Here is a 26,577-nt window from a genome sequence, read left to right as displayed (position 1 = left end):
TTCAAACCCGCCTCGTGCGGGTTTTTTCATTCTGGAGATAAAAGAACATGGCTCAGAAAGTTGCGGGTACCTGCTACATCAAAGTGGATGGCACCCAATTGACCATTACCGGTGGCGGTGAGGCCCCGTTGATGAATGTGAAGCGCGATACAGTGGTTCCGGGCTACTACAAGGAAACGGACAAGGCTGCCTGGCTGAAACTCACCGCTGTGCATACGCCGGATCTGCCGCTCAGGTTGCTCACCACCGGTGTGGATATGACCATCACCTGCGAGTTCAACAACGGCAAGACCTACGTCCTGTCCGGGGCCTATCTGGTCGACGAGCCGATCAGCAAGGCCGACGACGGCACCATCGAACTGAAGTTCGATGGCAGCCAGGGGAGCTGGCAATGAGTGAAATCATCGAGCTGGCGAGCCCTATCGAGGCTCATGGCGAAACCGTCTCGCAACTGACGTTTCGCCGTCCCACCGCACAGGAAGCGCGGGCCATCAAGGCCCTGCCTTACCGGATCGACAAGAACGAGGACGTATCCCTCGATCTGGACGTGGCGGCGAAGTACATCGCCGTCTGCGCCGGCATCCCGCCGTCGTCCGTCAACCAGATGGACCTGTGCGACATCAACACGTTGAGCTGGAAGGTCGCGAGTTTTTTCATGGCAGCGGCATCAGCGACCTTGAAGGCCTGATAGCCGTCGTTTACGACCTCGCGTACTTCTGGAAGACCGACCCCGAACTGATGATGTCCAGGGAGCTGGACGTCATCACCGAGTCGATCTTGCAGGCGCAACGCATCAACCAGATCCTGCAGGGGGAGTGATGGCAAACACTATAAAAACGCTGATCACCGGCGTCGATCAACTGTCTCCAACGCTCGCGACGGTCAACAAGAACGTCAAAGGATTTCAGCAAGGGCTTGAGGATTCCGGCTTGGGAGAAGTCCCGCTCAAAGACATGATCAGCGAAAGCGCCCTGGCGCAGCCGCTGATCGATGCGGTCAAGGCTGCGATGGGTTTCGAGACAAGCATGGCCGGTGTGAAACGGTCGGTGACGTTTGAAACCCCGCAGCAATTCCAGGCGATGAGCCGTGACATTCTTGACTTGAGTGAACGGCTTCCGGAAAGCGCTACTGGTCTTGCGGCGATTGTCAGTGAAGGCGCCAAGGCCAGTGTGCCGCGTGCCGAGCTGGCCGGGTTTGCCACCGATGCCGTGAAAATGGGCATCGCGTTCGATCAGACCGCAGCTCAGTCTGGCGAAATGATGGGCAAGTGGCGCTCTTCGTTCGAGATGACGCAGCCGCAGGTTGCTGCACTGTCCGAGAAGATCAACGTGCTGGGTGGCAACAATCTGGAGAAGCAGATTGCGACCATGGTCACCGCGATGGGCCCGCTCGGGCCCGTGGCGGGTCGGGCGTCGGGCGAGATCGCCGCGATGGGCGCCACGCTGGCCGGGGTGGATGTACCGACGGATGTGGCTGCCAAGGGCATCAAGAGTTTCATGCAGTCGATTACCGAAGGCGGCGCAGCCAAGGCTGGGGCTTTCGAGGCCCTGCAACTGGACATCACCCAACTGACCCAAGGCATGCAGCAGGACCCGTCCGGGACCATCGAGAAGGTACTGAAGGCTATCTCGACGGTCGATCCGGGCACACAGTCGGCGGTTATCACGCAACTGTTTGGCGAAGAGTCGCTGGGTGCCATCAAGCCGCTGCTGAAAAATCTGGATGTGCTGCGCTCCAACCTGGCGAAAGTCGGTGAAGGCGTGCAGTCGGCAGGCACCATCGAGCAGGAATTTCAGGCCAACTCGCAGACCACTGCCGTTGCCTTGAAAGAGATGGAGAATCGGGTTGATCGCCTGAGCATCAATATCGGCAGCATGTTTCTGCCTGCGATGAACGAAGCAATGGCCGTGATCGGGCCAATGATTTCTCAGGTCGCAGCACTGGCCGCCGAACACCCTGGCGTCATCAAAGGTGTGGTGGGCGCTGCGATCGCCTTTGGCGTGCTGCAAGTGGCCGTCATCGCGGCGACTAACGCCAGCAGGGTGCTGAGTTCGGTCCTCGGTATGTCTCCGGTGGGCATGGTCGTGCGAGCGCTGGCGCTGGCCGCCGGTCTGCTGATCGCCAACTGGTCGACCGTCGCCCCGTATTTCCAGGCGGTATGGGCCGCCATCCGTGAGCCGGTCATGGCGCTGTGGGAAGCGCTCAAGACCGTCTTCGGCTGGAGGGCAATTGAACTGGTCGTCTCGAACTGGCAACCATTATCGGCGTTTTTTGTTGGGCTATGGGACGGCATCAAGACGCTGGCTGCGTCGGCGTTCGACGTGATGAAAACGTTGTTCAACTGGTCGCCGATCGGCTTGATCATCTCGAACTGGCAGCCGCTGTCCGAGTTTTTCAGCGCGCTTTGGGGCGTTATACAGGCCTTGGCTTCACCGGTGATTGGTTATTTTCAATCGCTGTTCGACTGGTCGCCAATGGACATGATTTCGTCTGTCTGGCAGCCCGTGAGTGGTTTCTTCACGGGTATCTGGGAGGGCATCAAAGCCGAGACCGCGCCTCTCATGGAAACGCTGAAGGAGCTGTTCAATTGGTCGCCGATGGACTCGATCAGTGAAAAGTGGACGCCGATCAAAACCTTCTTCTCGGGTCTGTTCACGGACATCAAGCCGTTTATAGACCCGATCCTGAACTGGTTCGGTATTGGCTCCGATGACAAGTCTCTGCTGCAAAAGGCCACTCAAAAGCTCAACGAGTTCGCTGAAGAGCGGCGTGTGGATAACGCCGGTCCCGGTGGTGGCAAAGGGGCTTTTCTGACGGCGGACGCTGTGCAGGTCAGCCAGTTGAAACAGCAGCAGATCAATCAGGCAATGGGCATCCCGGCAACCGGCCAGTTGCTGAGTGCGCCTAACCTGCCGGCCCCCGGCAGCCTGTTGCTGCAACAGGGCGCAGGCACGGGTTCACGGCTTGAAGGCGAGCTCAATATTCGCTTTGAAAACGCGCCGCCGGGCATGCGCACCGAACAGATGCAGACCAATCAACCAGGTTTGACGATATCGCCAAGCGTGGGTTATCGAACCCTCGGCGCAGGAGCCGCATCATGAGTACATGGCGTGACAGCCTGCTGCCCGCGTCTTTTCGGGGCGTCGGCTTTTTCATCAGCAGTACGGTCGTTCCGATAGGACGCAAAGGACAACTGCATGAGTTTCCGCAGCGTGACGAGCCTTACTTCGAATCGCTGGGCAAGCAATCGCAAGTCCATACGGTAACCGCATTCATTGTCGGACCGGACTGCTTTGAACAAAGGGACAAGCTGCTTCAGGCGCTTGAAACGCCGGGCGCCGGTGAGTTGGTGCATCCGTGGTTGGGGCGGATGCAGGTGCAGGTCGGCGATTGCGACATGACGCACAGCCTGACCGAAGGCGGCATCGTGCATCTGAACCTGAAGTTCTATCCGGATCAGCCGCTGAAGTTTCCGACGTCGACGCTCAACACCGGACGCCAGCTCGTGCAGGCGTCGGAGGGACTGCTGGATTCGGCGCTCAGGCGCTACCGTGCCGTCATGGCGACGGTGGATGCGGTGCGCATCAACATTCAGGCGCTGCGCAGCACATTGTCTGGCGTCTTTGCCACGATTCAGCGGCAGTTCTCCTCGCTCATGACGGTTTATTCGGATGCCACCGCACTGGTGCATTCGCTGGTCAATGCGCCTTACACGTTGAGCACGATGTTCTCCACGTTCTTTGCCAGCTTCCAGGGCGACAGTCGTCGGAGCAGCAGAGAGAGCAGCGCTACCATTGTCGGCGGAGGTATTGCTGTATCTGGCGGTGGAAGTTCTGGCGGTAGCAGCACAGGCGGTGGCTCGGGGAGTTCTGGCAGCGGCAATGCCGGTGGAAGTTCCGGCAATGGTTCCGGCAGCTCGGGTAGCACCAGCTCCAGCGGTTCCAGTGGCGTAGGCAGCGTTGCTCGCGTTGCGTCCAGCGCCTCGGGCTCCCGAAATGCCTCGGGTGTCGAGTCCGTGCCGTATCGCTCGATCATCTCCGACGCGACCCAGCAGGCGCAGGCGGTCTCCAGCATCAACCAGATCAATCAGGGTGGAGGCCTCGATACCGGCGTGACGGCTCAGGCCACGGCGGACCTGGTGCAGGACGCGTTGCTCGTCAAAGTGGCGAGGGTCGTGGCCGGCATGCCGGTGGCGGTCAGCACGAAACCGATTTTGGTCGTTCCATCGCTGGATCAGCAACGGGTTCAACCCTTGCAACGTGCCGATGTGCCGGTAGCCGACGACGTAATCGAACTGCGCGACACGCTCAGCGCGGCAATCTGGGACGCGGCCCTGAAAGCCGATCCGGAGCATTACCTGGCGCTCAATACGCTGCGTCATGCACTGATCAGTCACCTCAACGCGGTGGCGGCTTCCGGTGTGCGCCTGCAGGACATGAAGGTTTCCGAACCCTTGCCTGCGCTGGTGCTGGCTTACCGTCGTTTTGGTGACGCAAGCCGCTCGCACGAAGTGGTTCAGCGCAACCGTATCCCGCATCCAGGTTTCGTGTCGCCCGGCACGCTCAAGATCGCTCAGGAGTAACCCATGATCGACCCCAATGTTGTCACCTTGACGGTGGATGACAAGGATTACGCTGGCTGGAAAACCGTGGAAATCTCCGCAGGAATCGAGCGTCAGGCGCGCAGCTTTGACATCAGTCTGACCTGGCAATGGCCTGGAACGGACATGGTCAGGCCGGTTCGGGCAGGTGCCCGGTGTGCGGTCAGTATCGGTGGCGAATTGATCTTGACGGGTCGGGTGTTCGCCACACCTGTGAGCTATGACGGCAACCAGATCACCTTGAAAATATCCGGGCGCTCCCTGACGGCCGACCTGATCGACTGTTCCGCGATCAACAAGCCTGGCGAGTGGAACGACGTATCGGCGCTGACCATCGTCAGGGAGCTGGCCGCGCCCTACAACGTGAAGGTGCTCAGCGAGATACCGGAAACCTCGAGGAAATCGAAACACACCATCGAGCCCGGTGAGACCGTGTTCAAGTCCATCGACCGCCTGCTGACCGTGTTCCGGATATTTTCCACCGATGACGAGTACGGCAATGTCGTGCTCGCCAGACCCGGCAGCATGGGCAATGCAGTGGACGCGCTGGAGTTGGGCAGAAACGTACTGTCAGCCGTTGCGCCACTGGATTTTTCCGGACTCTTTTCCGAGTACCAGGTCATCGGTCAACAGGCGGGCAATGACAAGACATTCGGTAAGGCGGCGTCCGAAGTATCGGCCTCGGTCACTGACAGCAGCGTTACGCCTGCGCGTGTGCTGGTCATCCATGAGGAATCGCCGATCACACCGGCACTGGCGTTGAGCCGTGCCAAATGGGAGCGCGGTCATCGCCAGGGCAAGACGCGGCTCACGACTTACAAGGTGCAGGGTTGGCGGCAGTCCAACGGCGCACTTTGGCGCCATAACACGCTGGTCCGGGTCGTCGACTCGATCCTCGATCTGAATCAGGAAATGCTGATTTCAGCCATTACCTATTCGCTCAGCGATAAGGGCACCACCACCACGCTGGTGGTGGGGCCGATAGAGGGGTTTGAAGCCGAGCCCGGTGATCCTGAAAAGCGCAGCAAGGTGCCGGTCAACAAGGACGCCTACAGCTACGCGCAACCCAATTATGAAGGAACGCTCGCATGAGTCTACTCAATCGCATGCTGGTGCGGGGCACGGTTGTGCTCGCAAGGGCCAGCAGCAAAATGCAGGCGCTGCAAATGCGCCTGACGGCAGGGGAGGTCAGGGGGGACATGGAGCATTTCGAACCCTATGGCTTCACCAGCAACCCGCTGGCCGGCGCCGAAGGCATCGCTGCCTTCATCGGCGGCGACCGCTCCCACGGTCTGCTGCTGGTCGTCGCCGACCGCCGTTATCGCCTTCAGGGACTGGAGTCGGGCGAGGTAGCGATCTACACCGATGAAGGCGACAAGCTTCACTTCAAGCGCGGCAAGGTTATCGATATCGAAACCAATACCTTGAACATCAAGGCGGCGACGGCGGTGAACTTCGATACGCCGCAAATCACCCAGACGGGAAAGATCATTTCCCAGGGCGACCAGATTGCCGGCGGCATCAGCCAGATCACTCACCTGCATGGCAGCGTGCGCTCCGGTCCCGACCAGAGCGGGCCGCCCGTTGGAGGTGGCTGATGATCATCGAAGGCTCCTTGCAGGCTTCGCTGCTGCGTTCGGTGATCATCAGCCTGTTCACCTGGCGCCGCGCCGAAGCGGACGATCCGTTTGACGATGCCGAGCGCTTCGGCTGGTGGGGCGACACCTACCCGGCCGTTGCCAATGACCGGATCGGCTCCAGGCTCTGGCTGCTGCGCAGGGTCAAGCTCACCGCTCAGACGCAACGCGACGCCGAGTTCTATGCCCGCGAAGCGTTGAGCTGGCTGATCGAGGACGGTCACGTCCAGCGCATTAACATCCTCACCGAACAGGTTCAGAGCAACCGCCTGAACCTGGGCGTCGAGCTGGTCGTCCCGGACGGTCAGGTCGTGCGCTTCAACCCTTCAGAACAGTGGCAGGTGATCTATGCCGTTTGAAACCCCCACGTTACCGGCACTCGTCAACCGGACGCAGGTTGACTTGGCCGGTGACGCGCTTCGTCAGTCCGATGCCCGGGTGCTGTCACGCGCCCACAGTGGCGCGGCCTATGGGCTGTATGGCTATCAGGACTGGATCGCGGACCAGATTCTCCCCGACACCGCCGATGAGGAAACCCTTGAACGCCAGGCCATCCTGCGTCTCAGGCAACCGCGCAAACCCGCGCAGCCCGCCACCGGCTCGGTACGTTTTGTAGCGGCAGCGGGCGCTGTGCTGGATGCCGATACGATCCTGCAGTTCAGCGACGGGCGCTTCTATCGCGTGACTCAGGGCGTTACCACGGTGGCGGGCAACAACACGACCACTGTCGAGGCGGTGGACGCGGGAGCCCTGGGTAATGCGGATGCCGGGCAGGTCATGACCGTCGTGCAGCCTGTCGAAGGCATCGACAGCAGCTTTACCGTGATCGCCGACGGCCTGACCGGCGGCATCGCCCGGGAAAGCACCGAGTCGCTAAGGGCCCGTGTCGTGCGCTCCTATCGGGTCATTCCGCACGGCGGCAATCAGGATGACTACGTCACCTGGGCGCTGGACGTGCCGGGCGTAACGCGTGCCTGGTGCGTGCGCCGGTACATGGGGCCGGGCACCGTCGCTGTGTTTTTCATGCGCGACGACGATGCCACCCCGACGCCGGATGCGGATCAGCTGGCGCAGGTGGCAGCGTACATCGAGCCGTTGCGCCCGGTCACGGCCGAACTGTACGTGCTGGCACCGGTGCAGAAGCCGGTGACCTACACCATCGGCCTGACGCCGGACACCACGGCGGTGCGCGCCGCCGTTCAAGCTCAACTGGTCGATCTGCATAACCGTGAGGCGGGCCTGGGTGAAACCCTGCTGCTGACCCACATCGCCGAGGCCATCAGCCGGGCGACCGGAGAAACCGACCATGTGTTGATTTCACCGACGGCCAACGTCACGGCAGCTGCCAATCAGTTGCTCACGTTCGGGGGAATTTTATGGTCGTCATAAGAACCGCCGAGCATTACACCGAACAACTGCAAGCCCTGCTGCCGCCGGGACCTGCCTGGGACCCGGAGCGCGTGCCCGAGGTGCAGCAACTGATTACGGGGCTCTCCCACGAATTCGCTCGCATCGACGGTCGCGCCTTCGACCTGCTCAACGAGATGGACCCGGCCACCGTCAGCGAGCTGGTCCCGGACTGGGAGCGGGTCATGAACCTGCCCGATCCCTGCCTCGGCCTCAAGCCGCTGTTCGAAGACCGACGCCTGTCGGTACGCCAGCGGCTGGTGGCCGTAGGAGGGCAGAACGCAGCGTTCTATGTCGGCATTGCCGTCAGTCAGGGCTACCCCGACGCCTCTGTCACTGAACTTCGAGCGCCCCGTATGGGGCGTTCTCGTTTCGGGCAGGCGCATTTCGGCACCTGGGTCGCGCAATTCATGTGGACCCTGAACACCGGCGGACGTCAGCGGCTGGGTCGGCGCTTTGGCGCCAGTTACTGGGGAGAACGGTTCGGGGTCAATCCCGGAACCGCAATCGAATGCCTGATTCGTCGAGCAGCACCGGCGCACGGCATTGAATTCGTTAATTTCAACTGAGGAACAACCTATGGATTATCCCAAAAGTGTGCCCGGCGTAGGCCTGGTCAGCGGCAAGTTTGTAGATGAAAACCCTGCGACCGGCGCCCCCGGCTCGCTGATTCCCGCGCAATGGGGCAACTCGGTGACGCAGGAGATTCTGAACGTGATTCTGGGGGCCGGTCTGGTGCCCAGCGAAGCGGATGTCACGCAACTGCACCGAGCCATTCTCGGCCTCGCCGCCTCGGACTACAAAAAGTCCGTGCGCTGTGCGACGACGATGGCGATCGGCCTCAGCGGTTTGCAAACCATTGATGACGTCACGCTGGTGGCGGGTGACCGGGTACTGGTCAAGAACCAGGACAGCCCGGCGCAGAACTGGATTTACCTGGCAGCGGCCGACGCCTGGACCCGCGCACAGGATGCCAATGAAAGCACTGAGTGCACCCCAAGTCACCTTGTGCCGGTGCAGGCGGGTACCAGGAATGGCGGTACGGTCTGGCAGTTGACCAACACGACGGCTCCGGTTCTGGGCACGACAGGTTTGGTCTTCGAGCGTGCACTGGGACGCAGTGGCGTCGCTGCGGGGAACTACAGCCGGGTGAAGGTCAATCGGTATGGGCAGGTGGAAGAGGGGAGTAATCCTACGACGCTTGCTGGCTATGGTGTTGCGGACGCTTATACGAGGTCAGAAGTTGACCTTCGTGACGCGGTGCGACCGATCCGGGATTCGATCACTCATGTGGGCATGGCGAATAACCAGGCCGATGCACCTTATATGCGTCGTGAGTCGGATGGGGGCGTGTATTACTTGCAGCCACAGTTGGGCTTTACACCGGTTCAGCAGGGCGGCGGTACAGGGCAACTGGCTAATCCGATCAAGATTGGATGGTCTGGATCAAACCTGAAAGCGATGGTCGATTCCACTGACTTGGGCAATCTTTGGTATTCCAGAAACTTCAACCCAGACGACAAAGCCAATCGGGGCACCACGTTGGAGGCGTATGGCATTACCAATGCGTACACCAAAGCGGAGTCCGATACTCGCGACCTGCAGCGACCTCTTGCGGATTCGATAACAATTCTGGGGTTCGCCAGTAACAACCCACTCTACCCTTACATGCGCCGCGCATCTGACGGTCAGATTTTTTATCTGGTCAGTGAGCAAAATCTGGCTAACAGGATTGCAGGGTTGGGGCTTGGCGAGATCGGCTCCTATGCCTTCGCACGTGTCATCAACTCGATAGGGCCGATCAACCAAGGCGGGCTGGTAGCTGGCAACAATCTGATTTACAGCTCCACGAGTGCCAGTGATGGCGGCACCAATAACTCAGGAATCATTGGTGTCGGCACTTGGCGTGCGCATGGCGCTTTCTCCAGCGGCGAACGCACTCTCTTTCAAAGAACCAGTTAAGAGGTATTTATATATGTACACAGTATTAAGCGCTCGCAACCCCCGGTGGTCCGATCTAGGGCATACGTCCATTGAGATATCGGTGTTATTTGAGGAGTTGAAAGATATCTACGGTGAGGTGCCTTTCGCAGCGTCTCCCAAAGACTCCGAGCCTCATGGAATCGACCTGTTCAATCGTGCTGTAGCTGGCGAGTTTGGCGAGGTGCTTGAGCCAACCGAGCAAACGGCCTTGGCGCTGGTGATGCTCAAGCGTGATGCATTTTCAGCTACAGCGACCGCCAGAATCAATGAACTGGTGGCTGAACTGGATACTCTGCAAGACGCCACTGCGTTGAATATGGAGACCGAAAAGCAAGTGAACGCCTTGCCAGCAGTTCAAGCTGAGCTAAACGCATTCCGCCTTTATCGCGTGCAGCTTGCCCAGCTTGAAACGTTGGCAGGTTATCCAGCGAAGGTCGATTGGCCTGTGGCTCCGGCAAAGCCGTTTGTGTATGAGCCAGTCGAAGAGCTGGCGCCTGTTCAAGGCGTCAGTGATGACGAATTGCCCAAGATCTGACAGGAGGAGACATGCCTATCGATTCTCATCAACTCCTCCAGATCCTCCCCAACGCCGGCCTTAAAGCCGGCGTTTTCGTTCCTGCCCTGAATATCGCCATGAATCGCTACTGCATCGACACACGGTTGCGTATAGCTGCATTCATCGCGCAGATCGGTCATGAGTCCGGCCAGTTGCGGTACGTGCGTGAACTGGGCAACGACAGCTACCTGGCGAAGTACGACACGGGGCAGTTGGCGCTGCGTCTGGGCAACACACCAGACGCCGACGGCGACGGCCAGCTTTACCGTGGTCGCGGGCTGATTCAGGTCACGGGTCGGGCCAACTATGAGGCGTGCGGGGAGGCGCTGGGGCTGGATCTGTTGCGCCAGCCCGAGCTGCTCGAAAGGCCCGACCATGCTGCGATGTCAGCGGCATGGTTCTGGGATCGCGCCAACCTGAACGCGCTCGCGGACAAGGGCGATTTTTTGATGATCACCCGGCGTATCAATGGCGGCACCAATGGTTTGGCCGATCGTCAGGCGCTTTATCAACGTGCTCTGGAGGTGCTGCCGTGAATACTCTGGATCTGCGCCTGGTGATGTTGGCGGTTGTGGTCGGCTCCGGGATGGGTGCGTGGCTTGCCTGGGAATGGCAGGCCACGCGTTACGAGCGGCAACTGTCTGAGCAGGCGATGTCCTGTCTGCGAGAGCGCGAACTGGCGTCCAAGGCAGCCATCGACTGGCAAACCGCTGAACAGGCCAGGCGACGGGCGCTGGAAGTCCGCCTGCAAAACAATGACACAACCCTTCACAAGGAATTGAGTGATGCACAGACTGCTCAGGTCCGCCTGCGTGATCGCCTGGCTACTGCTGATCTGCGGCTGTCAGTCCTCCTTGCCACCCCGAGCGGTGGTGCTGGATTGTCAGCCTCCACCCACCCCGGCGGCCTGGTTCATGGAGGCACGCGAGCCGAACTTGACCCAACGGCTGCTCAACGAATTGTCGCCGTCACCGACGACGGCGACCAAGGACTGATTGCGCTCAAGGCCTGCCAGGCCTATGTGCGCGAGATCGCGTTCTGAACAACCTGTCTCCTTCCCGCCTCCGCACGGAGGCGCGGCCTTTTTGCAGCCTTTTAAAGGCTCGCTCATCGACGTTATCGAGCGCTGCGCCCGATACATTCATATTGCACCGCTCTCATCGGTACGCTAATGTCCCGAAACGTACCGATGAGACCCCTTCCCGTGACGATTGTCAGCAAACTCTTGATGCGCGTTATCAAGGCTCACGCCCGCTGGCGTTGGCGCGCCTGACTATTTCCTTGCCGGCCCTGCCGGATCCGCACCTGTATGTCTTCAATTCGTCATGTTCTCCCGCCACTGTCACCGCATTCGATGTGGCTGAAAGGCGGATGCTTGAGCGAGTCGCGATCTGAAGGCGTAAACGAAGTCAGTAAATTCAAAAGGTTAATAGCAAAATGCTGCTGATGATCGATAACTATGATTCCTTCACCTACAACGTCGTGCAGTACCTGGGCGAGCTGGGTGCCGACGTGAAGGTCATCCGCAATGACGAGCTGACCATCGCGCAGATCGAAGCCCTGAACCCCGAGCGCATCGTCGTTTCGCCCGGTCCTTGTACTCCCAATGAAGCCGGTGTCTCGCTGGAGGTGATCAATCACTTCGCGGGCAAACTGCCGATTCTGGGCGTCTGTCTGGGGCATCAATCCATTGGCCAGGCATTCGGTGGTGACGTGGTGCGCGCGCGCCAGGTCATGCACGGCAAGACCAGCCCGGTTATCCACGAGGACCAGGGTGTGTTCGAAGGTTTGAACCATCCGTTGGTCGTCACGCGTTACCACTCGCTGGTGGTCAAACGGGACACGCTGCCTGACGTTCTGGAAGTGACGGCCTGGACTGCACATGACGACGGCTCGGTTGACGAGATCATGGGCCTGCGTCACAAGACACTGAACGTCGAGGGGGTGCAGTTTCACCCCGAGTCGATCCTGACCGAGCAGGGCCATGAGCTGTTCGCCAATTTCCTCAAGCAGCGCGGCGGCCGTCGTCAGGGTTAAGGACTCTTTATGAATACTCCCATGAATATCAAGACTGCGCTGAATCGTGTGGTCAATCAGCTGGACCTGACCACTGACGAAATGCGCGATGTCATGCGTGAAATCATGACCGGGCAATGCACCGAGGCGCAGATCGGTGCGTTTCTGATGGGCATGCGCATGAAGAGCGAAACCATCGACGAGATCGTCGGTGCGGTGTCGGTCATGCGCGAGCTGGCCGATCAGGTTCAGTTGCAGTCGCTTGACGGCGTGGTCGATATCGTCGGCACCGGCGGCGACGGTGCCAACATCTTCAACGTTTCTACGGCATCCGCATTCGTGATTGCAGCAGCGGGTTGCACAGTCGCCAAGCATGGCAACCGCGCTGTTTCGGGCAAGAGCGGCAGTGCCGATCTACTGGAAGCCGCAGGTGTTTATCTGAACCTGACGCCGGTTCAAGTCGCGCGTTGCATCGACAGCGTCGGCATCGGCTTCATGTTCGCTCAGTCGCATCACAGCGCAATGAAGCACGCCGCAGGCCCGCGTCGTGACCTGAGCCTGCGCACCCTGTTCAATATGCTCGGCCCGCTTACGAATCCGGCCGGCGTACGCCATCAGGTCGTCGGCGTATTCAATCAGGCGCTGTGCCGTCCTCTGGCCGAAGTGTTGCTGCGTCTGGGCAGCAAGCACGTGTTGGTGGTGCACTCGCAGGACGGGCTGGACGAATTCAGTCTGGCCGCACCGACCTTCGTCGCGGAACTCAAGAATGGCGAAGTGACCGAATACTGGGTGCAGCCTGAAGACTTGGGCATCAAGAGCCAGAGCCTGTATGGCCTGGCGGTGGAAAGCCCGGCGGCATCGCTTGAATTGATCCGTGATGCCTTGGGGCGCCGCAAGACCGAGAACGGTCAGAAAGCAGCTGAAATGATTGTGCTCAATGCTGGGGCTGCGCTTTATGCTGCGGACCACGCCACGAGCCTCAAGGAAGGCGTAGCGCTGGCGCATGACGCGCTGCACACCGGCCTTGCCCGGGAAAAACTGGAAGAGTTGGGCGCCTTTACGGCAGTGTTCAAGCAGGAGAACGAAGAATGAGCGTACCAACCGTACTGGAAAAGATCCTTGCCCGTAAGGCCGAGGAAATCGCCGCCCGCCGCGCTGTCGTAAGCCTGGCTGAGCTTGAACAACAAGCTGCCGCAGCCGATCCTGCGCGTGGCTTCGCCCGCGCGCTGATGGAGCAGGCCATGAAAAAGCAGCCTGCAGTCATTGCCGAAATCAAGAAGGCCTCGCCCAGCAAAGGCGTGATCCGGGAAAACTTTCTGCCTGCCGAGATCGCTAAAAGCTACCAGACCGGTGGTGCAACTTGCCTGTCAGTGCTGACCGACATCGACTTCTTTCAGGGGGCGGATGCGTATCTTCGGGAAGCCCGGGCGGCGTGCAACCTGCCAGTGATCCGCAAGGATTTCATGATCGATCCTTACCAGATCGTCGAAGCCCGTGCACTGGGTGCGGACTGTGTCCTGCTGATCGTGTCGGCACTGGACGATGTGCAGATGGCCGAGCTGGCAGCCGTTGCCAAAGGCTTCGGTCTGGACGTACTGGTTGAAGTGCATGACGGTGATGAGCTGGATCGCGCACTCAAGACGCTGGACACCCCACTGGTCGGTATCAACAACCGTAACCTGCATACGTTCAATGTCAGCCTGGAAACGACGTTGGATTTGCTGCCGCGTGTTCCTCGCGACCGTCTGGTCATCACTGAGAGCGGCATTCTCAACCGTGCCGACGTCGAATTGATGGAAATCAGCGATGTGTATGCGTTTCTGGTCGGCGAGGCATTCATGCGTGCGGAACACCCGGGTACTGAATTGCAACGCCTGTTCTTCCCCGAGCGTGGCGTACCGGTGAGCGGCTCGACACTCGACTGATCGCTTCACACGCAGCAGGAGCCAGGTGGCGCATGTCAGACTCGATCATCGACATCTGTGTCGAAAAAGGATTGCAGGCCGAGCAGGATCTTCTGGCTGCTGTGTGTGCAGGCGAGGCTGAACATGGGGTGCTGTTCTGGCGCCCCAACGATCAGGCGCTGGTCATGCCGCGTCGGTTGAGTCGGCTTCCCGGCTTCGTTGAAGCGAGTGAAACCCTAGCGGATAACGGATGGCCAATCCTGTTGCGGGAAACCGGCGGCGAGCCGGTACCACAGTCATCTGCCACCGTTAACATAGCGCTGGTCTACGCACAGCCTTCGACTGACCTTGACCGGGACCGTATCGAGACCGCTTACCGCCGCCTGTGCCAGCCCATTCTTGATACGCTGAATGAGCTTGGCGGTCAGGCATCGCTGGGTGAAGTCGCTGGCGCGTTTTGCGACGGTCGTTTCAACGTCAACCTTGACGGCCGCAAGATGGTTGGCACGGCCCAGCGCTGGCGTCAGAGTCAGGGCGGCGCGCGGCCTGTTGTACTGGCTCACGCCGCCTTGTTGGTGGACGATGAACGGGTGCAGATGGTCGCGGCCGTCAATCGCTTCAACCTGATATGCGAGCTCGATGCGCGCGTCCGGGCCGAAAGCCATATCGCATTGCATGAGGCGTTTCCCGAGGCGGATATGTCGAGGCTGCTTGCGGCCTATCGGCAGTTGCTGGCGGATATCTGACCCGTTTGCACGTCAGCGTGTGCCGTACACCACCATGGTCTTGCCTTTGACATCGATCAGGCTCTGCTCTTCGAGCGCCTTGAGCACTCGTCCCACCATTTCCCGTGAGCAGCCCACAATGCGACCGATCTCCTGACGGGTGATCTTGATCTGCATGCCGTCAGGGTGCGTCATCGCATCGGGTTGTTTGCAGAGATCCAGCAGGGTGCGAGCGACACGCCCGGTCACATCCAGAAACGCGAGATCACCCACCTTGCGCGTCGTGTTGCGCAGACGATCCGCCATCTGGCTGCTCAGCGCGTAGAGAATCTCCGGCTCCTGCTGCGTCAGTTCGCGAAACTTGCCGTAGGCAATCTCGGCCACTTCACATTCGGTCTTCGCTCTTACCCAAGCGCTGCGCACGGACGCCTGACCCGCTTGTTCGAAAAGGCCGAGTTCGCCGAAGAAGTCGCCGCTGTTGAGGTAGGCGATGATCATCTCGCGCCCGTCGTCGTCTTCTATCAGAATCGTGACCGATCCCTTGATGATGAGAAACAGCGAATCGGAGCCATCACCGGCATTGATGATGTTGCTCTTTGCGGCGTAGCGACGGCGTTGTGCGTGAGGAAGAAGCTTTTCCAGATTCTTTGTTTTAGATGCAAGTGTGATTGCGGCCATGCGTGACTTCCGAAATAAGGACCTGCGCCAAATGGCATACCTGTAGGTATCGGCTGCACCTGCATTCTCGCCAGCTTTTCGACGAGCGGCAGGCCTATTTTGCGAATATTCCTACACGTTAGCGGCAAAACGCGTTTTTCATCAGTTGATCAAGGTAATAGGTGGCCCTGTGCTAAGCTGGCGCCCCTTTTTCAGCAGTGGAGTCTTGGCGATGAAGGCACGCATTCAATGGGCTGGCGAAGCCATGTTCCTCGGCGAATCCGGCAGCGGTCACGTAGTGGTCATGGATGGCCCGCCCGAAAGTGGCGGTCGTAACCTGGGCGTTCGCCCCATGGAAATGGTCCTGATAGGTCTGGGCGGTTGCAGCAATTACGACGTGGTGAGCATCCTCAAGAAATCCCGCCAACCGGTCGAGAGCTGTGAAGCTTTCCTCGAGGCAGAGCGGGCAGACGAAGATCCGAAAGTCTTCACCAAAATCCATCTGCACTTTGTCGTCAAGGGTCGCGGGCTTAAAGAGGCCCAGGTCAAACGGGCTATCGAGCTGTCCGCAGAAAAGTATTGCTCTGCCTCGATCATGCTTGGCAATGCGGGTGTGAAGATTACCCACGATTATGAAATTGTCGAACTGGCCTGACCTTCAGACATCCAACGATCATAAAAACGGCGCACACTCTGGCAGACGGCTTCGGACGTCTGCATAATGCGCCACTTTTTCAGGGCGCAGCGTGCATTGGTTATCTGCTGTTGCGCCCGAACAGACAACCAAAATCGCCAACGCGAAGAGGTGTTAACCGTCCTACGCAGCTGAGCCGGACTCATCTGACGGGCATGCTTGATCACGCGGCCGGCGCCGCACACATATAGAGAGTTTTTAACGGTGAAAAGCAAACTCAAGCTCCACGGGTTCAATAACCTGACCAAGACCTTGAGCTTCAACATTTATGACATCTGCTATGCGGAAACACCGCAAGACCAGCAGGCTTATGTCGAATACATCAACAGTGTGTATGACGCAGAACGCCTGACGCGGATTCTGACCGATGTTGTCGATATCATTGGTGCCAACATCCTGAACATTGCGCGTCAGGATTACGATCCTCAGGGCGCCAGTGTGACCATTCTGATCTCCGAGCAGCCGGTGACGCCTACCGAAAGCCAGATCGAAGAGTCGCCAGGTCCTTTGCCGGAAACCATTCTGGCCCACCTGGACAAGAGCCACATCACAGTTCACACCTACCCGGAGATTCACCCGGTAGACGGCATCGCCACGTTCCGCGTGGATATCGATGTGTCGACCTGTGGCGTCATTTCACCGCTCAAGGCCCTGAACTATCTGATTCACAAGTTCGAGTCGGATATCGTGACCGTCGATTATCGCGTGCGCGGTTTTACCCGTGACGTTGAAGGCAAGAAGCACTTCATTGACCACGAAATCAACTCGATCCAGAACTACCTGTCCGAAGACACGCGCAACGGTTACCAGATGACCGACGTGAACGTGTATCAGGAAAACCTGTTCCACACCAAAATGCTGCTCAAGGAGTTCGAACTGGATAACTACCTGTTCGGCGACGCGACCAGCAACCTGTCCACCGAGCAGCGTGAGCAGGTAACCGCGAAGGTCAAGCACGAGATGCTGGAAATCTTCTACGGTCGTAACGTAGCGGTCTGATTACAGACTCGGATCGGCCAGCAGCCGTCACCAAAAAAGGCGCCTCTCAAGGGCGCCTTTTTTGTGCGTGACGTCTTGTCAGATGCGATATGTGCTCTTGGTCATGACTTTGGCCAGGATGCTCATACCAAACTTGATCGGTGCCGGAAAGCGAAAGCCTCCCGCTTCCAGTGCCGACTCCGCGTGATGTTCCTCGTCGCTGAGCATCTGCTCGAGAATTGCCCGGGACTTGTTGTCCTCGACGGGCAGTTGTTCCAGATGTTCGCTGAGGTGTTTACAGACCTGATCTTCAGTCGCGGCAACAAAACCCAGACTCACCCTGTCGCTGATGATGCCGGCCGCTGCACCCATTCCGAATGACAGACCGTAGAACAGCGGATTGAGCACGCTGGTGTGACTGCCCAACTGATGGATGCGTTGTTCGCACCAGACAAGATGGTCGATTTCTTCTTCGGCTGCGTGCTCCATGGCCTTGCGCACCTTGGGCAGCTTGGCGGTCAGCGCCTGACCCTGATACAGCGCCTGGGCGCAGACTTCACCTGTATGGTTGATGCGCATCAGACCCGCGACATGGCGCGAATCGACATCGCTCATCTTGTGATCAGTTTGCACGACCGCAGGTGACGGCCGCCGGGAGTGGCCGCTTGAAGGTAGCAGCGTGCGCATCGCACTGTCGGCCTGCAATAACAGGCGGTCAATGGGGGAGTAGTGACGTTCGGTAGCCATGGGCACCTCCGGATAGATCCTGAGAAGGAGTTTAACCGAATCAGCGGGGCAGGGTACCGCCTTGCCAGCTTCTCGGTGCCGGAAGCTGGAAGGGTGTATCGGGCCGCAAAGCTGACTCAGCCCGGCGGCCAGTTCATCTGGCGCTGTCCCAGCACGTGCATATGAATGTGATAGACGGTCTGTCCACCCAGCTCGTTGCAGTTCATGACCACACGAAATCCTTCTTCGCAGCCCAGTTCTACTGCCAGACGCTGCGCCGTGAACAGGATATGTCCGGCCAGACCTTTGTCTTCTTCGGTCAGGTCGTTGAGCGTGCGGATCGACTTCTTGGGGATGACCAGAAAGTGCACAGGGGCCTGAGGGGCGATATCGTGAAAAGCCAGCACCTGATCATCTTCGTAGATGATCTTCGCCGGGATTTCCCGATTGATGATCTTGGTGAACAAAGTATCCACAGCCGTATGCTCCTTATCGGTTGATGGTGCGTGCGGGTATCAGAGCGATAGAGTGTACTGAGCGAGACAGTGCTCGCCCAGCCATTTTGTCGATCAGCGCGGGCAGCAGGATTTGTTGATGTAGCCGCTGACCTGCCTGGCCAGCCAGCGTGAAACCAGGCGTGGACTGAACGTCCAGAGCCTGTTGCGCCAGCCCGGTATGATAACGGCTCGGTTCTTTGCCAGAGCGCGCACGGTATACAGCGCAACTTCTTCGGGGCTCATCATCTTCTCGATGTCGACCTTGAGCTGAGCGGTGCGGAAAAAAGCCGTCCGGGTCGGACCGGGGCAGAGCACGGACACCTTGACCCCGGTTTTCTTCACTTCTTCGCGCAAGCCTTCGGAAAAGTGCAGGACGTAAGCCTTGCTTGCGTAATAAGTGCTCATCCATGGGCCGGGCTGGAATGCAGCCACCGACGCGACATTGAGTATCTGTCCGCCACCCTGAATCGCCATCAGATTGCCGACGGTGTGGCACAGACGTGTCAGCGCCAGAATGTTCAGGTCGATCAGGTCCTGTTCGACGCCCCAGTCCTGCGCCAGGAAGGGGCCGCAGGTACCGATGCCTGCTGCGTTGACCAGCAGGTCGATCTGATGCGCGCCGTCTTCCAGTTCAAGCAGAAACCCCGAGAGCCGCAGAGGCTCGCCCAGGTCGCATGCGCGAAACAGCACTTCCACGCCAAATCGCTGCGTCAGCTCCAGAGCGATGGTTTCCAGATTATCTCGCTGGCGAGCAACCAGAATGAGGCTGCGACCACGGCGCGCCAGTGCTTCGGCCATGGCCAGGCCTATGCCGCTGGATGCACCGGTGATCAGGGCGTAACGGGTCATGCAGTTCTCCATTGAACGTAGTGCGGTCGGCAGTCTACCGGGCCATGCGCATTTTATTGCGGGTCGTTGTCTTCTTCCGGCGCATTTTCGGTCTCGGCCTGGTTGGGCTGGACGCTCTCACGTGGCGCGGCATCGTCATAAGGCAAGGACTGCTCGTACTCGTCGGTCTGCACCTCGAGTTCTTCCTTGAGTGTGTTCATGCCTCCAGAAATGACGCTGATGAGGATGACGGGAATCAACAGCAGCCACAGCCCGGCCAGAGCCTTGACGCCGCGTGAGTTGGGCGGCTGCGGTGCCCCGTACTGGTTGGGCCCTTTGGTGCCGGGCATGACGGTCATCAGTATGGGGAAAACACTGCTCACAAAAGGCACGAGATTCAGAAGCAGAAGCCAGCCTGACCAGCCGATGTCGTGCAGTCGCTGAACGCCCATCAGTGAGCTGATGACCACGAATGCCATCGCGATGATCGCGATCAGCAGCCCGCCTGCGATCAGCGACTGACTCATGACCATGATGGCAATGGAGAGCAGAGCCAGACTTGCGGCGCTCAGCACCAGTGTCCACGCCAGGTAGCGCAAACGCCCGATGCGTCCGGTGATGCTGAATACCTTGAGTGTGGAGTATTCAGCGAACTCGGCAGGGTCCACATGTGATTTAGGTGGCGCGTAGGGAGAGGCCGGTGCGGGCAGGTCTTTCTCGTTGACGGTGAGGGTGATCGCCGGATCCGGTTCGATCCGCGCCTCGACGCCGGCTTCGTGCAGCGCTTTTATATAGTGCTCGGCCTCGGCGTGGGGCAAGCCCCGCTTGAGCGCGACCGTCTGACCGTTGAACAGCTTCTCGACAGCCGCGGTTTCGCTGTTGAACAGTCGCGCTAGATTGGCTTTCGCGATCTCGGGCTCTACGCCATCACGCACCTGTCCTTCAAAAACGATCTTGAAGTGGGTTTCGGCCATATAGAGCTTCCTTGTCTTGAAGTGAGAGCGAGCCAGGCGCATCTGCAAAGCGCAGAGCGCCTGTCATCTGAATGACGTCCGGGTGAGCGTCATCCAGTCATGTATCAGAACGGTTTGACGATCACCAGAATCACGATCGCCAGGAGAATCAGTACCGGGATTTCATTGAACCAGCGGTAGAACACATGGCTGCGACCGTTCTCGCCCCGGGCGAAACGTTTGACTTGCGCGCCGCACACATGGTGGTAACCGATCAGCAACACCACCAGCGTAAGCTTGACGTGCATCCAGCCCTGGCTGAAGTAACCGCTCGGATTGAAGCTGATCAGCCAGCCGCCGAAGATCAGGGTCGCGATCATTGCCGGGCCCATGATGCCTTTGTACAGCTTGCGTTCCATGATGCAGAAACGGTCGCGGCTGATGGTGTCTTCGCTCATGGAGTGATAAACGAACAGTCGTGGCAGGTAGAAGAGACCTGCAAACCAGCAGACCATCGAGATGATGTGCAGCGCTTTGATCCATAGATAGAGCATTTTTGGTTATTCCCAGGTTCACGGTGGCCGAATAGTAGAGGCTAGAGTGTCCATACGTCACGTTGTCGGTTGTCGCAGAGGCCATAGGCCCATATTATCGACCGCTTTCCAGTTGTTTCGTTGAGGGCAGGTTATGGTCAAGGTCGGTATCGTCGGCGGCACGGGTTACACCGGAGTCGAGTTGCTGCGTCTGTTGGCACAGCATCCGCAGGCTGAAGTGGTGGTGATTACTTCCCGCTCGGAGGCCGGTCTTCCCGTCGCCGACATGTACCCGAACCTGCGAGGCCATTACGACGGTCTGGCATTCAGCGTTCCTGATGTTCAAACACTGGGCGCCTGTGACGTGGTGTTTTTCGCAACACCTCATGGCGTGGCTCACGCACTTGCTGGTGAGTTGCTGGCGGCCGGCACCAAGGTGATCGATCTGTCCGCGGACTTCCGCCTGCAGGATCCTGTCGAGTGGTCGAAGTGGTATGGCCAGCCTCACGGCGCACCTGAATTGTTGCAGGATGCGGTCTATGGCCTGCCGGAAGTCAATCGCGAGCAAATCAAAAATGCGCGCTTGATTGCGGTTCCTGGCTGCTACCCGACAGCAACCCAGCTGGGCTTCCTGCCATTGCTGGAAGCAGGCATCGCCGACAACACCCGTCTGATCGCTGACTGCAAGTCTGGTGTCAGTGGTGCAGGGCGCGGCCTGAGCATAGGTTCGCTGTACTCGGAAGCCAACGAAAGCTTCAAGGCGTATGCCGTCAAAGGTCACCGTCATCTGCCTGAAATCACTCAAGGCCTGCGTCGCGCGGCTGGCGGTGATATCGGTCTGACCTTCGTTCCGCATCTGGTGCCGATGATCCGCGGTATCCACTCCACGCTTTACGCGACAGTCACTGACACGTCGGTTGATCTGCAGGCGATGTTCGAGAAACGCTATGCCGATGAACCGTTTGTGGATGTGATGCCAGCAGGCAGCCATCCGGAAACTCGCAGCGTTCGCGGTGCAAACGTCTGCCGGATTGCCGTGCATCGTCCGCAGGGCGGTGATCTGGTTGTCGTGCTCTCCGTCATCGACAATCTGGTCAAAGGCGCCTCAGGTCAGGCGGTTCAGAACATGAACATCCTGTTTGGTCTGGACGAACGGCTGGGTCTGTCTCATGCCGGTATGATGCCCTAAGAGTCTGCATCAAGCGGCAAGCGAGGTTTTGCTTCACTTGCCGCTGCTCTGCAAATAGTTGACCGATTTTCTAGGACAAGCGGATAATGCCCGTCATTACGCATTACGACGGCTTATCGCCGGGAGATATCTGACATGAGTGTCGAATCCTTCACTCCGACGGCTTTGGAATTCACCCCAGGTGCAGCGCACAAGGTGAAGTCTCTGGTCGATGAAGAGGGCAATGATCGCCTTAAACTACGTGTCTTCGTGACGGGTGGCGGTTGCTCCGGCTTCCAGTATGGCTTCACATTTGATGAAGACGTTGCAGACGACGACACCATCGTCGAACGCGAGGGCGTCAGTCTGGTGGTCGATCCGATGAGCTTCCAGTATCTGGCGGGTGCCGAGGTGGACTATCAGGAAGGACTGGAGGGCTCGCGCTTCGTGATCAAGAACCCGAATGCTTCCACGACCTGTGGTTGCGGTTCATCGTTCTCTATCTGATCGCACGCTGCAGTTACAAAAACGCCGCTCATTGAGCGGCGTTTTTTGTTCTGGCGCTTTGCATCAGGCAGGGTAGATGGCGCCCAGTACTCGCAAGCCTCTGGCACCGGTCACCGTTGGACGGTTGGCCGGTACGCTTTCCAGGCAGCAATGTGCCAGCCAGGCAAACGCCATCGCTTCAACCCAGTCTGGATCGACACCGAATTTTGCTGTGCTGCTGACACGGGTGTCGGGTAACAGCTCGGCCAGTCGATTCATCAGCGCAGTGTTGTGAGCGCCGCCGCCGCAGACCAGCAGTTCCATCGTGCTCGACTGAGCCGACTGTAGCGATTCGGTAATGGTCAGCGCGGTCAGCTCAAGCAGTGTCGCCTGAACGTTTTCCGGTGCCAGGGTCGGCAACTGGAACAGATGATGATGCAACCAGCCAAGGTTGAACACTTCACGGCCGGTACTCTTCGGACCCTTGGTCAGGAAGAATTGGTCGCTCAGCAGCGTTTTCAGTAGTGCCGGGTCTACCTGGCCACTGGCGGCCCAGGCACCGTCCTTGTCAAAGCTCAGATTGCGCTGCGACTGAATCCAGGCATCGAGCAAGACGTTGCCGGGGCCGCAATCGAAACCCGTCACCGGGCGATCGGACTCGATCAGGCTCAGGTTACTGAACCCGCCGATATTGAGCACTGCACGGTGTTCCTTGTTGTCGTCGAACAGCGCTTCGTGGAAGGCTGGCACCAAGGGCGCGCCCTGACCTCCGGCTGCGATGTCACGACGGCGGAAGTCGCTGACTACCGTGATTTCGGTCAGCTCTGCCAGCAACGCAGGGTTGCCGATCTGAATGCTGAAGCCGCGTGCTGGCTCGTGGCGAATGGTCTGACCATGGCTGCCGATGGCGCGGATCTGACCGGCGACCATGTTCTGTTCTTCCAGCAGTTGCAGAACACCTTTGGCCACGAGGTGGCACCACTTCTGCTCGGCAATTGCCGCGCGTGTCAGTTCATCCGTACCGCTTGAGCAAAGTCCCAGCAATTCCGCATGCAAGTCTTCCGGCATCGGAATGTAGTGTGTTGCCAGAAGTCTTGGCCGGTCGTCTTGCTCCAATAGGGCGATATCAATCCCATCGAGGCTGCTGCCGGACATCACACCTATATAGAAGAAGGCCATGGATTACCTTTTATTCGAGGCCAGCGTGGTGGCCTTTTCCTGATCCATGCGCGCCATCAACGGCTGGCTTTGCTGCATGAACCGCTGTTTTTCGGATTTGGCGATCGGATCCGCCATCGGAAGTTTCTGGCCCAGTGGGTCGACGTGTACGCCGTTGACCTGGAATTCATAGTGCAAATGCGGGCCTGTCGACAAGCCGGTTGTTCCAATATAGCCGATCACCTGGCCTTGCTTCACCGATGAGCCGGTTTGTACGCCTTTGGCGAAGCCCTGCATATGGCCATACAGCGTGCGGTAGGTATCGCCGTGCTGGATGATCACGGTGTTGCCGTAGCCGCCACGACGACCTGCGAGAAGGACTTTGCCATCGCCGGTTGCCTTGATGGGCGTGCCACGCGGCGCAGCGTAATCGACGCCTTTATGGGCGCGGATCTTGTTGAGGATAGGATGCTTGCGGCCCATGGAGAACATCGAGCTGATGCGGGCGAAGTCCACCGGCGTACGGATGAATGCCTTGCGCATGCTGTTGCCGTCGGCGGTGTAGTAATTGGTGTTGCCCTGCTTGTTGGTATAACGAACCGCTGTATAGGTCTTGCCGCGGTTGGTAAAGCGGGCGGAGAGGATATTGCCGGTGCCGACAGGCTTGCCGTTGACCACTTTCTGCTCGTAGACCACGTCGAACTCGTCACCCTTGCGGATGTCCTGAGCGAAGTCGATGTCGTAGCCGAAAATGTTGGCCATGTCCATCGTCATACTGTGAGTCAGCCCGGCCCGCTGTGCGGATTGCGACAGCGAGCTGTTGATGACGCCATGGACGTACGCGTTACGAACATTGGGCTTGCTGACTTCGCGGCTGAAAGTGAAACCGCCCGCCGATTTGGACAGGCTGATGGTTTCGAGTTCGCTGAGCCTGGTGTGCAGATTCTTGAGCTGGCCGTCCGGCGTGAGCTCGAACTGCAGGATCTGACCGTTCTGCAGCTTGCTGAACTCCTTGGACTGCTTGTCGCTGGCCAGTACCTCATGGACGGTAGTTGCCGGAAGCCCCACCTTTTCGAACAGGGTGGACAGGGTATCGCCCTTGGCGACGATTACTTCCCGATGATTCGGATTCTTGGCTGCTTCCGGTGCCGCTTTGGCTGGCTCGGGCTGCTTGCTGGCGGTCTCGGAGGTCTGCTCTTCGCCGTTGTCGATCTGAGCGAAGGGCGATTCGGCATTTTCAGGTGTGGCTTGAGCCGCTTCTGGAGCGTCTTGGTCTTGTGCGTTCGGATCTGCAGGCATTTCCAGATCGAGTGCCAGATTGGTTCGTTTGGCTTCAACTTCGCTGGATGGGAAAACGAGGAGAGCCAGGCTCAGCAGGGCAGCAATGCCGCTTGCAGCGAGCAGGTGACTCTTCGGATAAAGCGGGGGCGCTTTAGGCGGTGTGTCTATCATAGGTAATTTTGACTTTGAAAAAGGTGAAATGGAAAAGATGAATGACATGATGAAGATGAAATAACTGTATAAAATATAACCAAAACCTGCCCGAAGCAACCCTCCCCACGAATCCCTTCTGGAATCGTAGGCGTGTGCTGGGCAAAAACTTGTAATTGGGCTCTGATCTTGTATGGTTGGTTCCCTTTAAATTGGGGGCTGATATGAAGTCGGTTGAAGAGCAGCTGGCGCTGATCAAGCGCGGCGCGGATGAACTCCTGGTCGAGGCCGAACTGGTCGCCAAACTCAAGCGCGGCCAGCCGCTACGTATCAAGGCCGGATTCGATCCGACGGCGCCCGACCTGCACCTGGGTCATACCGTCCTTATAAACAAGCTGCGTCAGTTCCAGGAGCTGGGCCATCAGGTCATCTTCCTTATAGGTGACTTCACCGGCATGATCGGTGATCCGAGCGGCAAGAGCGCCACTCGTCCGCCATTGACCCGTGAGCAGGTTCTGGACTACGCCGAGACCTACAAGGCTCAGGTGTTCAAGATTCTCGATCCTGCCAAAACCGAGGTGGCGTTCAACTCCACCTGGATGGATGCGCTCAGTCCTGCCGACTTCATTCGTCTGTCTTCGCAGTACACGGTCGCTCGCATGCTCGAGCGTGATGATTTCGACAAGCGCTATAAAGGCAGTCAGCCGATCGCGATTCACGAATTCCTCTATCCGCTGGTTCAGGGTTACGACTCGGTCGCGTTGCGCGCCGATATCGAACTGGGCGGTACTGATCAGAAATTCAATCTGCTGATGGGGCGTGAACTGCAGCGTGCTTACGGGCAGGAGCCACAGTGCATCCTGACCATGCCATTGCTCGAGGGGCTGGACGGCGTCAAGAAGATGTCCAAGTCGCTGGGTAATTATGTCGGTATCCAGGAAGCGCCGGGCATCATGTACAACAAGCTGGTATCGATGCCTGACTCTTTGATGTGGCGCTACTTCGAGTTGTTGAGCTTCCGCAGCATGGAGGAGATCGAGGGTCTCAAGGCTGATTGTGAGGCGGGTGCCAATCCTCGCGACATCAAGATCAAGCTGGCGGAAGAGTTGGTTGCGCGTTTTCACGGCGAAGAAGCTGCCGCCAATGCGCACCGCTCTGCGGGCAACCGTATGAAGGAGGGCGAGCTGCCTGACGATCTGCCGGAGATATCGGTAAGCGCTGCTGAAGATATGCCGATCTCGGCCATCCTTAATAAGGCTGGCCTGGTAAAGAACGCAGCTGTTGCTCGTGATCTGCTGGCTTCCGGTGGTGTGCGTATAGATGGAGAGGTCGTGGATCGCGGCTTTATCTTCAAACTGGGTTCGACGCATATCTGCCAGGCCGGCAAGAAGGCTTTCGGGCGCGTTACTCTCGTTTCTGAAGAAAGTTCAAAATAACGGTTGACGCGCTCGTTGAGGTGTCTATAATTCGCCCCACTTCCGGCGCAGACGGAAACGAAAAAGCCTTGTAGTTCAATGAGTTACAAGGGTTTATCGAATGAAGTCAGCGAGGAAGTCGGTCGAGTTTGTCTGAATCGACAGCGGTGAGAAAAAAGAGTTTGACACGCGGTTGTAACGCTGTAGAATTCGCCTCCCGCTGAC

31 protein-coding genes are annotated in these 26,577 nt (G+C 58.6%); 23 read left to right on the top strand and 8 right to left on the bottom strand.

Annotated features, from left to right (window positions below; all coding sequences use genetic code 11):
* Positions 1 to 47: 47 nt before the first annotated feature.
* The 18 genes from KDX39_RS25265 to KDX39_RS25180 all read left to right on the top strand — a co-directional run bounded on the left by KDX39_RS25265 (position 48) and on the right by KDX39_RS25180 (position 14,849).
* Positions 48 to 395 (top strand): phage tail tube protein, encoded by a 348-nt coding sequence (locus KDX39_RS25265; protein ID WP_231662259.1) that lies wholly within the window; start codon positions 48 to 50, stop codon positions 393 to 395.
* A complete protein-coding gene (locus KDX39_RS25260; protein ID WP_004885402.1) occupies positions 392 to 688 on the top strand; it encodes a phage tail assembly protein in 297 nt (98 codons plus the stop codon). Before KDX39_RS25265 ends, KDX39_RS25260 begins: the two co-directional genes overlap by 4 nt.
* Positions 613 to 819, top strand: coding sequence for a hypothetical protein (locus tag KDX39_RS25255; protein WP_122320310.1), 207 nt, complete (start codon positions 613 to 615; stop codon positions 817 to 819). The genes KDX39_RS25260 and KDX39_RS25255 overlap by 76 nt, the downstream gene beginning before the upstream one ends.
* Entirely contained in the window at positions 819 to 3,101 is a 2,283-nt protein-coding gene (locus KDX39_RS25250) for a phage tail tape measure protein (RefSeq protein WP_231662258.1), read from the top strand. The genes KDX39_RS25255 and KDX39_RS25250 overlap by 1 nt, the downstream gene beginning before the upstream one ends.
* A complete protein-coding gene (locus KDX39_RS25245) occupies positions 3,098 to 4,582 on the top strand; it encodes a DNA circularization protein (RefSeq protein WP_231662257.1) in 1,485 nt (494 codons plus the stop codon). The genes KDX39_RS25250 and KDX39_RS25245 overlap by 4 nt, the downstream gene beginning before the upstream one ends.
* Positions 4,583 to 4,585: 3 nt before the next feature.
* The gene (locus tag KDX39_RS25240) at positions 4,586 to 5,692 is read left to right on the top strand and encodes a phage baseplate assembly protein (protein ID WP_231662256.1); all 1,107 of its coding nucleotides are present in this window, start codon (positions 4,586 to 4,588) and stop codon (positions 5,690 to 5,692) included.
* On the top strand, positions 5,689 to 6,198 hold the full coding sequence (locus KDX39_RS25235; RefSeq protein ID WP_231662255.1) for a phage baseplate assembly protein V: 510 nt from the start codon (positions 5,689 to 5,691) through the stop codon (positions 6,196 to 6,198). Before KDX39_RS25240 ends, KDX39_RS25235 begins: the two co-directional genes overlap by 4 nt.
* Positions 6,198 to 6,596: a phage GP46 family protein gene (locus tag KDX39_RS25230; protein ID WP_231662254.1), complete on the top strand. Its 399-nt coding sequence runs from the start codon at positions 6,198 to 6,200 to the stop codon at positions 6,594 to 6,596. The genes KDX39_RS25235 and KDX39_RS25230 overlap by 1 nt, the downstream gene beginning before the upstream one ends.
* On the top strand, positions 6,586 to 7,626 hold the full coding sequence (locus KDX39_RS25225) for a baseplate J/gp47 family protein (RefSeq protein WP_231662253.1): 1,041 nt from the start codon (positions 6,586 to 6,588) through the stop codon (positions 7,624 to 7,626). The genes KDX39_RS25230 and KDX39_RS25225 overlap by 11 nt, the downstream gene beginning before the upstream one ends.
* Positions 7,614 to 8,213 carry a YmfQ family protein gene (locus KDX39_RS25220; protein ID WP_231662252.1) on the top strand — a complete coding sequence of 200 codons (600 nt, stop codon included), beginning with the start codon at positions 7,614 to 7,616 and terminating at the stop codon, positions 8,211 to 8,213. Before KDX39_RS25225 ends, KDX39_RS25220 begins: the two co-directional genes overlap by 13 nt.
* A gap of 10 nt (positions 8,214 to 8,223) precedes the next feature.
* On the top strand, positions 8,224 to 9,606 hold the full coding sequence (locus KDX39_RS25215) for a phage tail protein (RefSeq protein WP_231662251.1): 1,383 nt from the start codon (positions 8,224 to 8,226) through the stop codon (positions 9,604 to 9,606).
* Between the two features lie 13 nt (positions 9,607 to 9,619).
* Positions 9,620 to 10,162, top strand: coding sequence for a tail fiber assembly protein (locus KDX39_RS25210; RefSeq protein WP_231662250.1), 543 nt, complete (start codon positions 9,620 to 9,622; stop codon positions 10,160 to 10,162).
* Positions 10,163 to 10,173: 11 nt separating this feature from the next.
* Complete coding sequence (locus tag KDX39_RS25205; RefSeq protein WP_231662249.1) at positions 10,174 to 10,719, top strand: glycoside hydrolase family 19 protein; 546 nt, start codon at positions 10,174 to 10,176, stop codon at positions 10,717 to 10,719.
* Entirely contained in the window at positions 10,716 to 11,225 is a 510-nt protein-coding gene (locus KDX39_RS25200) for a lysis system i-spanin subunit Rz (RefSeq protein WP_231662248.1), read from the top strand. The genes KDX39_RS25205 and KDX39_RS25200 overlap by 4 nt, the downstream gene beginning before the upstream one ends.
* Positions 11,226 to 11,620: 395 nt before the next feature.
* Positions 11,621 to 12,220 carry an aminodeoxychorismate/anthranilate synthase component II gene (locus KDX39_RS25195; RefSeq protein ID WP_231662247.1) on the top strand — a complete coding sequence of 200 codons (600 nt, stop codon included), beginning with the start codon at positions 11,621 to 11,623 and terminating at the stop codon, positions 12,218 to 12,220.
* A 21-nt stretch (positions 12,221 to 12,241) separates the two neighbouring features.
* A complete protein-coding gene (trpD, locus tag KDX39_RS25190) occupies positions 12,242 to 13,291 on the top strand; it encodes an anthranilate phosphoribosyltransferase (protein ID WP_099228898.1) in 1,050 nt (349 codons plus the stop codon).
* Positions 13,288 to 14,124, top strand: coding sequence for an indole-3-glycerol phosphate synthase TrpC (gene trpC / locus KDX39_RS25185; RefSeq protein ID WP_231662246.1), 837 nt, complete (start codon positions 13,288 to 13,290; stop codon positions 14,122 to 14,124). Before trpD ends, trpC begins: the two co-directional genes overlap by 4 nt.
* A 32-nt stretch (positions 14,125 to 14,156) precedes the next feature.
* Entirely contained in the window at positions 14,157 to 14,849 is a 693-nt protein-coding gene (locus KDX39_RS25180) for a lipoate--protein ligase family protein (protein ID WP_184322165.1), read from the top strand.
* 12 nt (positions 14,850 to 14,861) lie between these two features.
* On the opposite strand, the gene crp is transcribed toward KDX39_RS25180, so the two are convergent.
* A complete protein-coding gene (crp, locus tag KDX39_RS25175) occupies positions 14,862 to 15,506 on the bottom strand; it encodes a cAMP-activated global transcriptional regulator CRP (RefSeq protein WP_099228549.1) in 645 nt (214 codons plus the stop codon).
* A 211-nt stretch (positions 15,507 to 15,717) separates the two neighbouring features.
* Here crp and KDX39_RS25170 point away from each other — a divergent pair, with 211 nt between their 5' ends.
* A complete protein-coding gene (locus KDX39_RS25170) occupies positions 15,718 to 16,140 on the top strand; it encodes an OsmC family protein (protein ID WP_231662245.1) in 423 nt (140 codons plus the stop codon).
* Between the two features lie 243 nt (positions 16,141 to 16,383).
* Positions 16,384 to 17,178 (top strand): adenosylmethionine decarboxylase, encoded by a 795-nt coding sequence (gene speD, locus KDX39_RS25165; protein ID WP_004885441.1) that lies wholly within the window; start codon positions 16,384 to 16,386, stop codon positions 17,176 to 17,178.
* A gap of 78 nt (positions 17,179 to 17,256) precedes the next feature.
* Here the strand turns inward: speD and coq7 are convergent, their stop codons facing one another.
* The 5 genes from coq7 to hemJ form a co-directional block, all read right to left on the bottom strand.
* Positions 17,257 to 17,904, bottom strand: a complete 648-nt coding sequence (coq7, locus tag KDX39_RS25160) for a 2-polyprenyl-3-methyl-6-methoxy-1,4-benzoquinone monooxygenase (RefSeq protein ID WP_099228547.1) — start codon at positions 17,902 to 17,904, stop codon at positions 17,257 to 17,259.
* Between the two features lie 116 nt (positions 17,905 to 18,020).
* Positions 18,021 to 18,359 carry a histidine triad nucleotide-binding protein gene (locus KDX39_RS25155; protein WP_231662244.1) on the bottom strand — a complete coding sequence of 113 codons (339 nt, stop codon included), beginning with the start codon at positions 18,357 to 18,359 and terminating at the stop codon, positions 18,021 to 18,023.
* A gap of 93 nt (positions 18,360 to 18,452) precedes the next feature.
* Positions 18,453 to 19,229, bottom strand: coding sequence for an SDR family NAD(P)-dependent oxidoreductase (locus KDX39_RS25150; RefSeq protein WP_231662243.1), 777 nt, complete (start codon positions 19,227 to 19,229; stop codon positions 18,453 to 18,455).
* Between the two features lie 53 nt (positions 19,230 to 19,282).
* Positions 19,283 to 20,182, bottom strand: coding sequence for a DUF805 domain-containing protein (locus tag KDX39_RS25145; protein ID WP_231662242.1), 900 nt, complete (start codon positions 20,180 to 20,182; stop codon positions 19,283 to 19,285).
* A gap of 104 nt (positions 20,183 to 20,286) precedes the next feature.
* Positions 20,287 to 20,715 (bottom strand): protoporphyrinogen oxidase HemJ, encoded by a 429-nt coding sequence (gene hemJ / locus KDX39_RS25140; protein WP_231662241.1) that lies wholly within the window; start codon positions 20,713 to 20,715, stop codon positions 20,287 to 20,289.
* A gap of 133 nt (positions 20,716 to 20,848) precedes the next feature.
* On the opposite strand from hemJ, the gene argC reads away from it, so the two are divergent.
* Complete coding sequence (gene argC, locus KDX39_RS25135) at positions 20,849 to 21,883, top strand: N-acetyl-gamma-glutamyl-phosphate reductase (protein WP_184322160.1); 1,035 nt, start codon at positions 20,849 to 20,851, stop codon at positions 21,881 to 21,883.
* Between the two features lie 135 nt (positions 21,884 to 22,018).
* Positions 22,019 to 22,369: an iron-sulfur cluster insertion protein ErpA gene (gene erpA / locus KDX39_RS25130; protein WP_004885454.1), complete on the top strand. Its 351-nt coding sequence runs from the start codon at positions 22,019 to 22,021 to the stop codon at positions 22,367 to 22,369.
* Positions 22,370 to 22,432: 63 nt separating this feature from the next.
* Here the strand turns inward: erpA and KDX39_RS25125 are convergent, their stop codons facing one another.
* Both KDX39_RS25125 and KDX39_RS25120 read right to left on the bottom strand, forming a co-directional pair.
* Positions 22,433 to 23,527 (bottom strand): anhydro-N-acetylmuramic acid kinase, encoded by a 1,095-nt coding sequence (locus KDX39_RS25125; RefSeq protein WP_099228542.1) that lies wholly within the window; start codon positions 23,525 to 23,527, stop codon positions 22,433 to 22,435.
* Positions 23,528 to 23,530: 3 nt separating this feature from the next.
* On the bottom strand, positions 23,531 to 24,958 hold the full coding sequence (locus KDX39_RS25120; RefSeq protein WP_231662240.1) for a peptidoglycan DD-metalloendopeptidase family protein: 1,428 nt from the start codon (positions 24,956 to 24,958) through the stop codon (positions 23,531 to 23,533).
* A gap of 203 nt (positions 24,959 to 25,161) precedes the next feature.
* Here KDX39_RS25120 and tyrS point away from each other — a divergent pair, with 203 nt between their 5' ends.
* A complete protein-coding gene (tyrS, locus tag KDX39_RS25115) occupies positions 25,162 to 26,373 on the top strand; it encodes a tyrosine--tRNA ligase (RefSeq protein ID WP_210042198.1) in 1,212 nt (403 codons plus the stop codon).
* The last annotated feature ends 204 nt before the right edge of the window (positions 26,374 to 26,577 follow it).

This window comes from Pseudomonas sp. CDFA 610 (genome assembly GCF_021147865.1).
Lineage (GTDB): Bacteria > Pseudomonadota > Gammaproteobacteria > Pseudomonadales > Pseudomonadaceae > Aquipseudomonas > Aquipseudomonas alliivorans.
Note: the sequence above shows the minus strand (reverse complement) of the source record. Positions and strands in the feature narration are given on the sequence as shown.

Excerpts from the sequence above, each read along its gene's own strand:
- KDX39_RS25240 (WP_231662256.1), top strand. The coding sequence starts at position 4,586 with ATGATCGACCCCAATGTTGTCACCTTGACGGTGGATGACAAGGATTAC.
- KDX39_RS25230 (WP_231662254.1), top strand. The coding sequence starts at position 6,198 with ATGATCATCGAAGGCTCCTTGCAGGCTTCGCTGCTGCGTTCGGTGATC.
- KDX39_RS25210 (WP_231662250.1), top strand. The coding sequence starts at position 9,620 with ATGTACACAGTATTAAGCGCTCGCAACCCCCGGTGGTCCGATCTAGGG.
- trpD (WP_099228898.1), top strand. The coding sequence starts at position 12,242 with ATGAATATCAAGACTGCGCTGAATCGTGTGGTCAATCAGCTGGACCTG.
- coq7 (WP_099228547.1), bottom strand. The coding sequence starts at position 17,904 with ATGGCTACCGAACGTCACTACTCCCCCATTGACCGCCTGTTATTGCAG.
- tyrS (WP_210042198.1), top strand. The coding sequence starts at position 25,162 with ATGAAGTCGGTTGAAGAGCAGCTGGCGCTGATCAAGCGCGGCGCGGAT.
- KDX39_RS25250 (WP_231662258.1), top strand. The coding sequence starts at position 819 with ATGGCAAACACTATAAAAACGCTGATCACCGGCGTCGATCAACTGTCT.
- KDX39_RS25260 (WP_004885402.1), top strand. The coding sequence starts at position 392 with ATGAGTGAAATCATCGAGCTGGCGAGCCCTATCGAGGCTCATGGCGAA.
- KDX39_RS25170 (WP_231662245.1), top strand. The coding sequence starts at position 15,718 with ATGAAGGCACGCATTCAATGGGCTGGCGAAGCCATGTTCCTCGGCGAA.
- KDX39_RS25215 (WP_231662251.1), top strand. The coding sequence starts at position 8,224 with ATGGATTATCCCAAAAGTGTGCCCGGCGTAGGCCTGGTCAGCGGCAAG.
- hemJ (WP_231662241.1), bottom strand. The coding sequence starts at position 20,715 with ATGCTCTATCTATGGATCAAAGCGCTGCACATCATCTCGATGGTCTGC.
- KDX39_RS25235 (WP_231662255.1), top strand. The coding sequence starts at position 5,689 with ATGAGTCTACTCAATCGCATGCTGGTGCGGGGCACGGTTGTGCTCGCA.
- KDX39_RS25180 (WP_184322165.1), top strand. The coding sequence starts at position 14,157 with ATGTCAGACTCGATCATCGACATCTGTGTCGAAAAAGGATTGCAGGCC.
- KDX39_RS25150 (WP_231662243.1), bottom strand. The coding sequence starts at position 19,229 with ATGACCCGTTACGCCCTGATCACCGGTGCATCCAGCGGCATAGGCCTG.
- KDX39_RS25120 (WP_231662240.1), bottom strand. The coding sequence starts at position 24,958 with ATGATAGACACACCGCCTAAAGCGCCCCCGCTTTATCCGAAGAGTCAC.
- erpA (WP_004885454.1), top strand. The coding sequence starts at position 22,019 with ATGAGTGTCGAATCCTTCACTCCGACGGCTTTGGAATTCACCCCAGGT.
- crp (WP_099228549.1), bottom strand. The coding sequence starts at position 15,506 with ATGGCCGCAATCACACTTGCATCTAAAACAAAGAATCTGGAAAAGCTT.
- KDX39_RS25265 (WP_231662259.1), top strand. The coding sequence starts at position 48 with ATGGCTCAGAAAGTTGCGGGTACCTGCTACATCAAAGTGGATGGCACC.
- KDX39_RS25220 (WP_231662252.1), top strand. The coding sequence starts at position 7,614 with ATGGTCGTCATAAGAACCGCCGAGCATTACACCGAACAACTGCAAGCC.
- trpC (WP_231662246.1), top strand. The coding sequence starts at position 13,288 with ATGAGCGTACCAACCGTACTGGAAAAGATCCTTGCCCGTAAGGCCGAG.
- KDX39_RS25125 (WP_099228542.1), bottom strand. The coding sequence starts at position 23,527 with ATGGCCTTCTTCTATATAGGTGTGATGTCCGGCAGCAGCCTCGATGGG.
- KDX39_RS25225 (WP_231662253.1), top strand. The coding sequence starts at position 6,586 with ATGCCGTTTGAAACCCCCACGTTACCGGCACTCGTCAACCGGACGCAG.
- KDX39_RS25145 (WP_231662242.1), bottom strand. The coding sequence starts at position 20,182 with ATGGCCGAAACCCACTTCAAGATCGTTTTTGAAGGACAGGTGCGTGAT.
- argC (WP_184322160.1), top strand. The coding sequence starts at position 20,849 with ATGGTCAAGGTCGGTATCGTCGGCGGCACGGGTTACACCGGAGTCGAG.
- KDX39_RS25195 (WP_231662247.1), top strand. The coding sequence starts at position 11,621 with ATGCTGCTGATGATCGATAACTATGATTCCTTCACCTACAACGTCGTG.
- KDX39_RS25205 (WP_231662249.1), top strand. The coding sequence starts at position 10,174 with ATGCCTATCGATTCTCATCAACTCCTCCAGATCCTCCCCAACGCCGGC.
- KDX39_RS25245 (WP_231662257.1), top strand. The coding sequence starts at position 3,098 with ATGAGTACATGGCGTGACAGCCTGCTGCCCGCGTCTTTTCGGGGCGTC.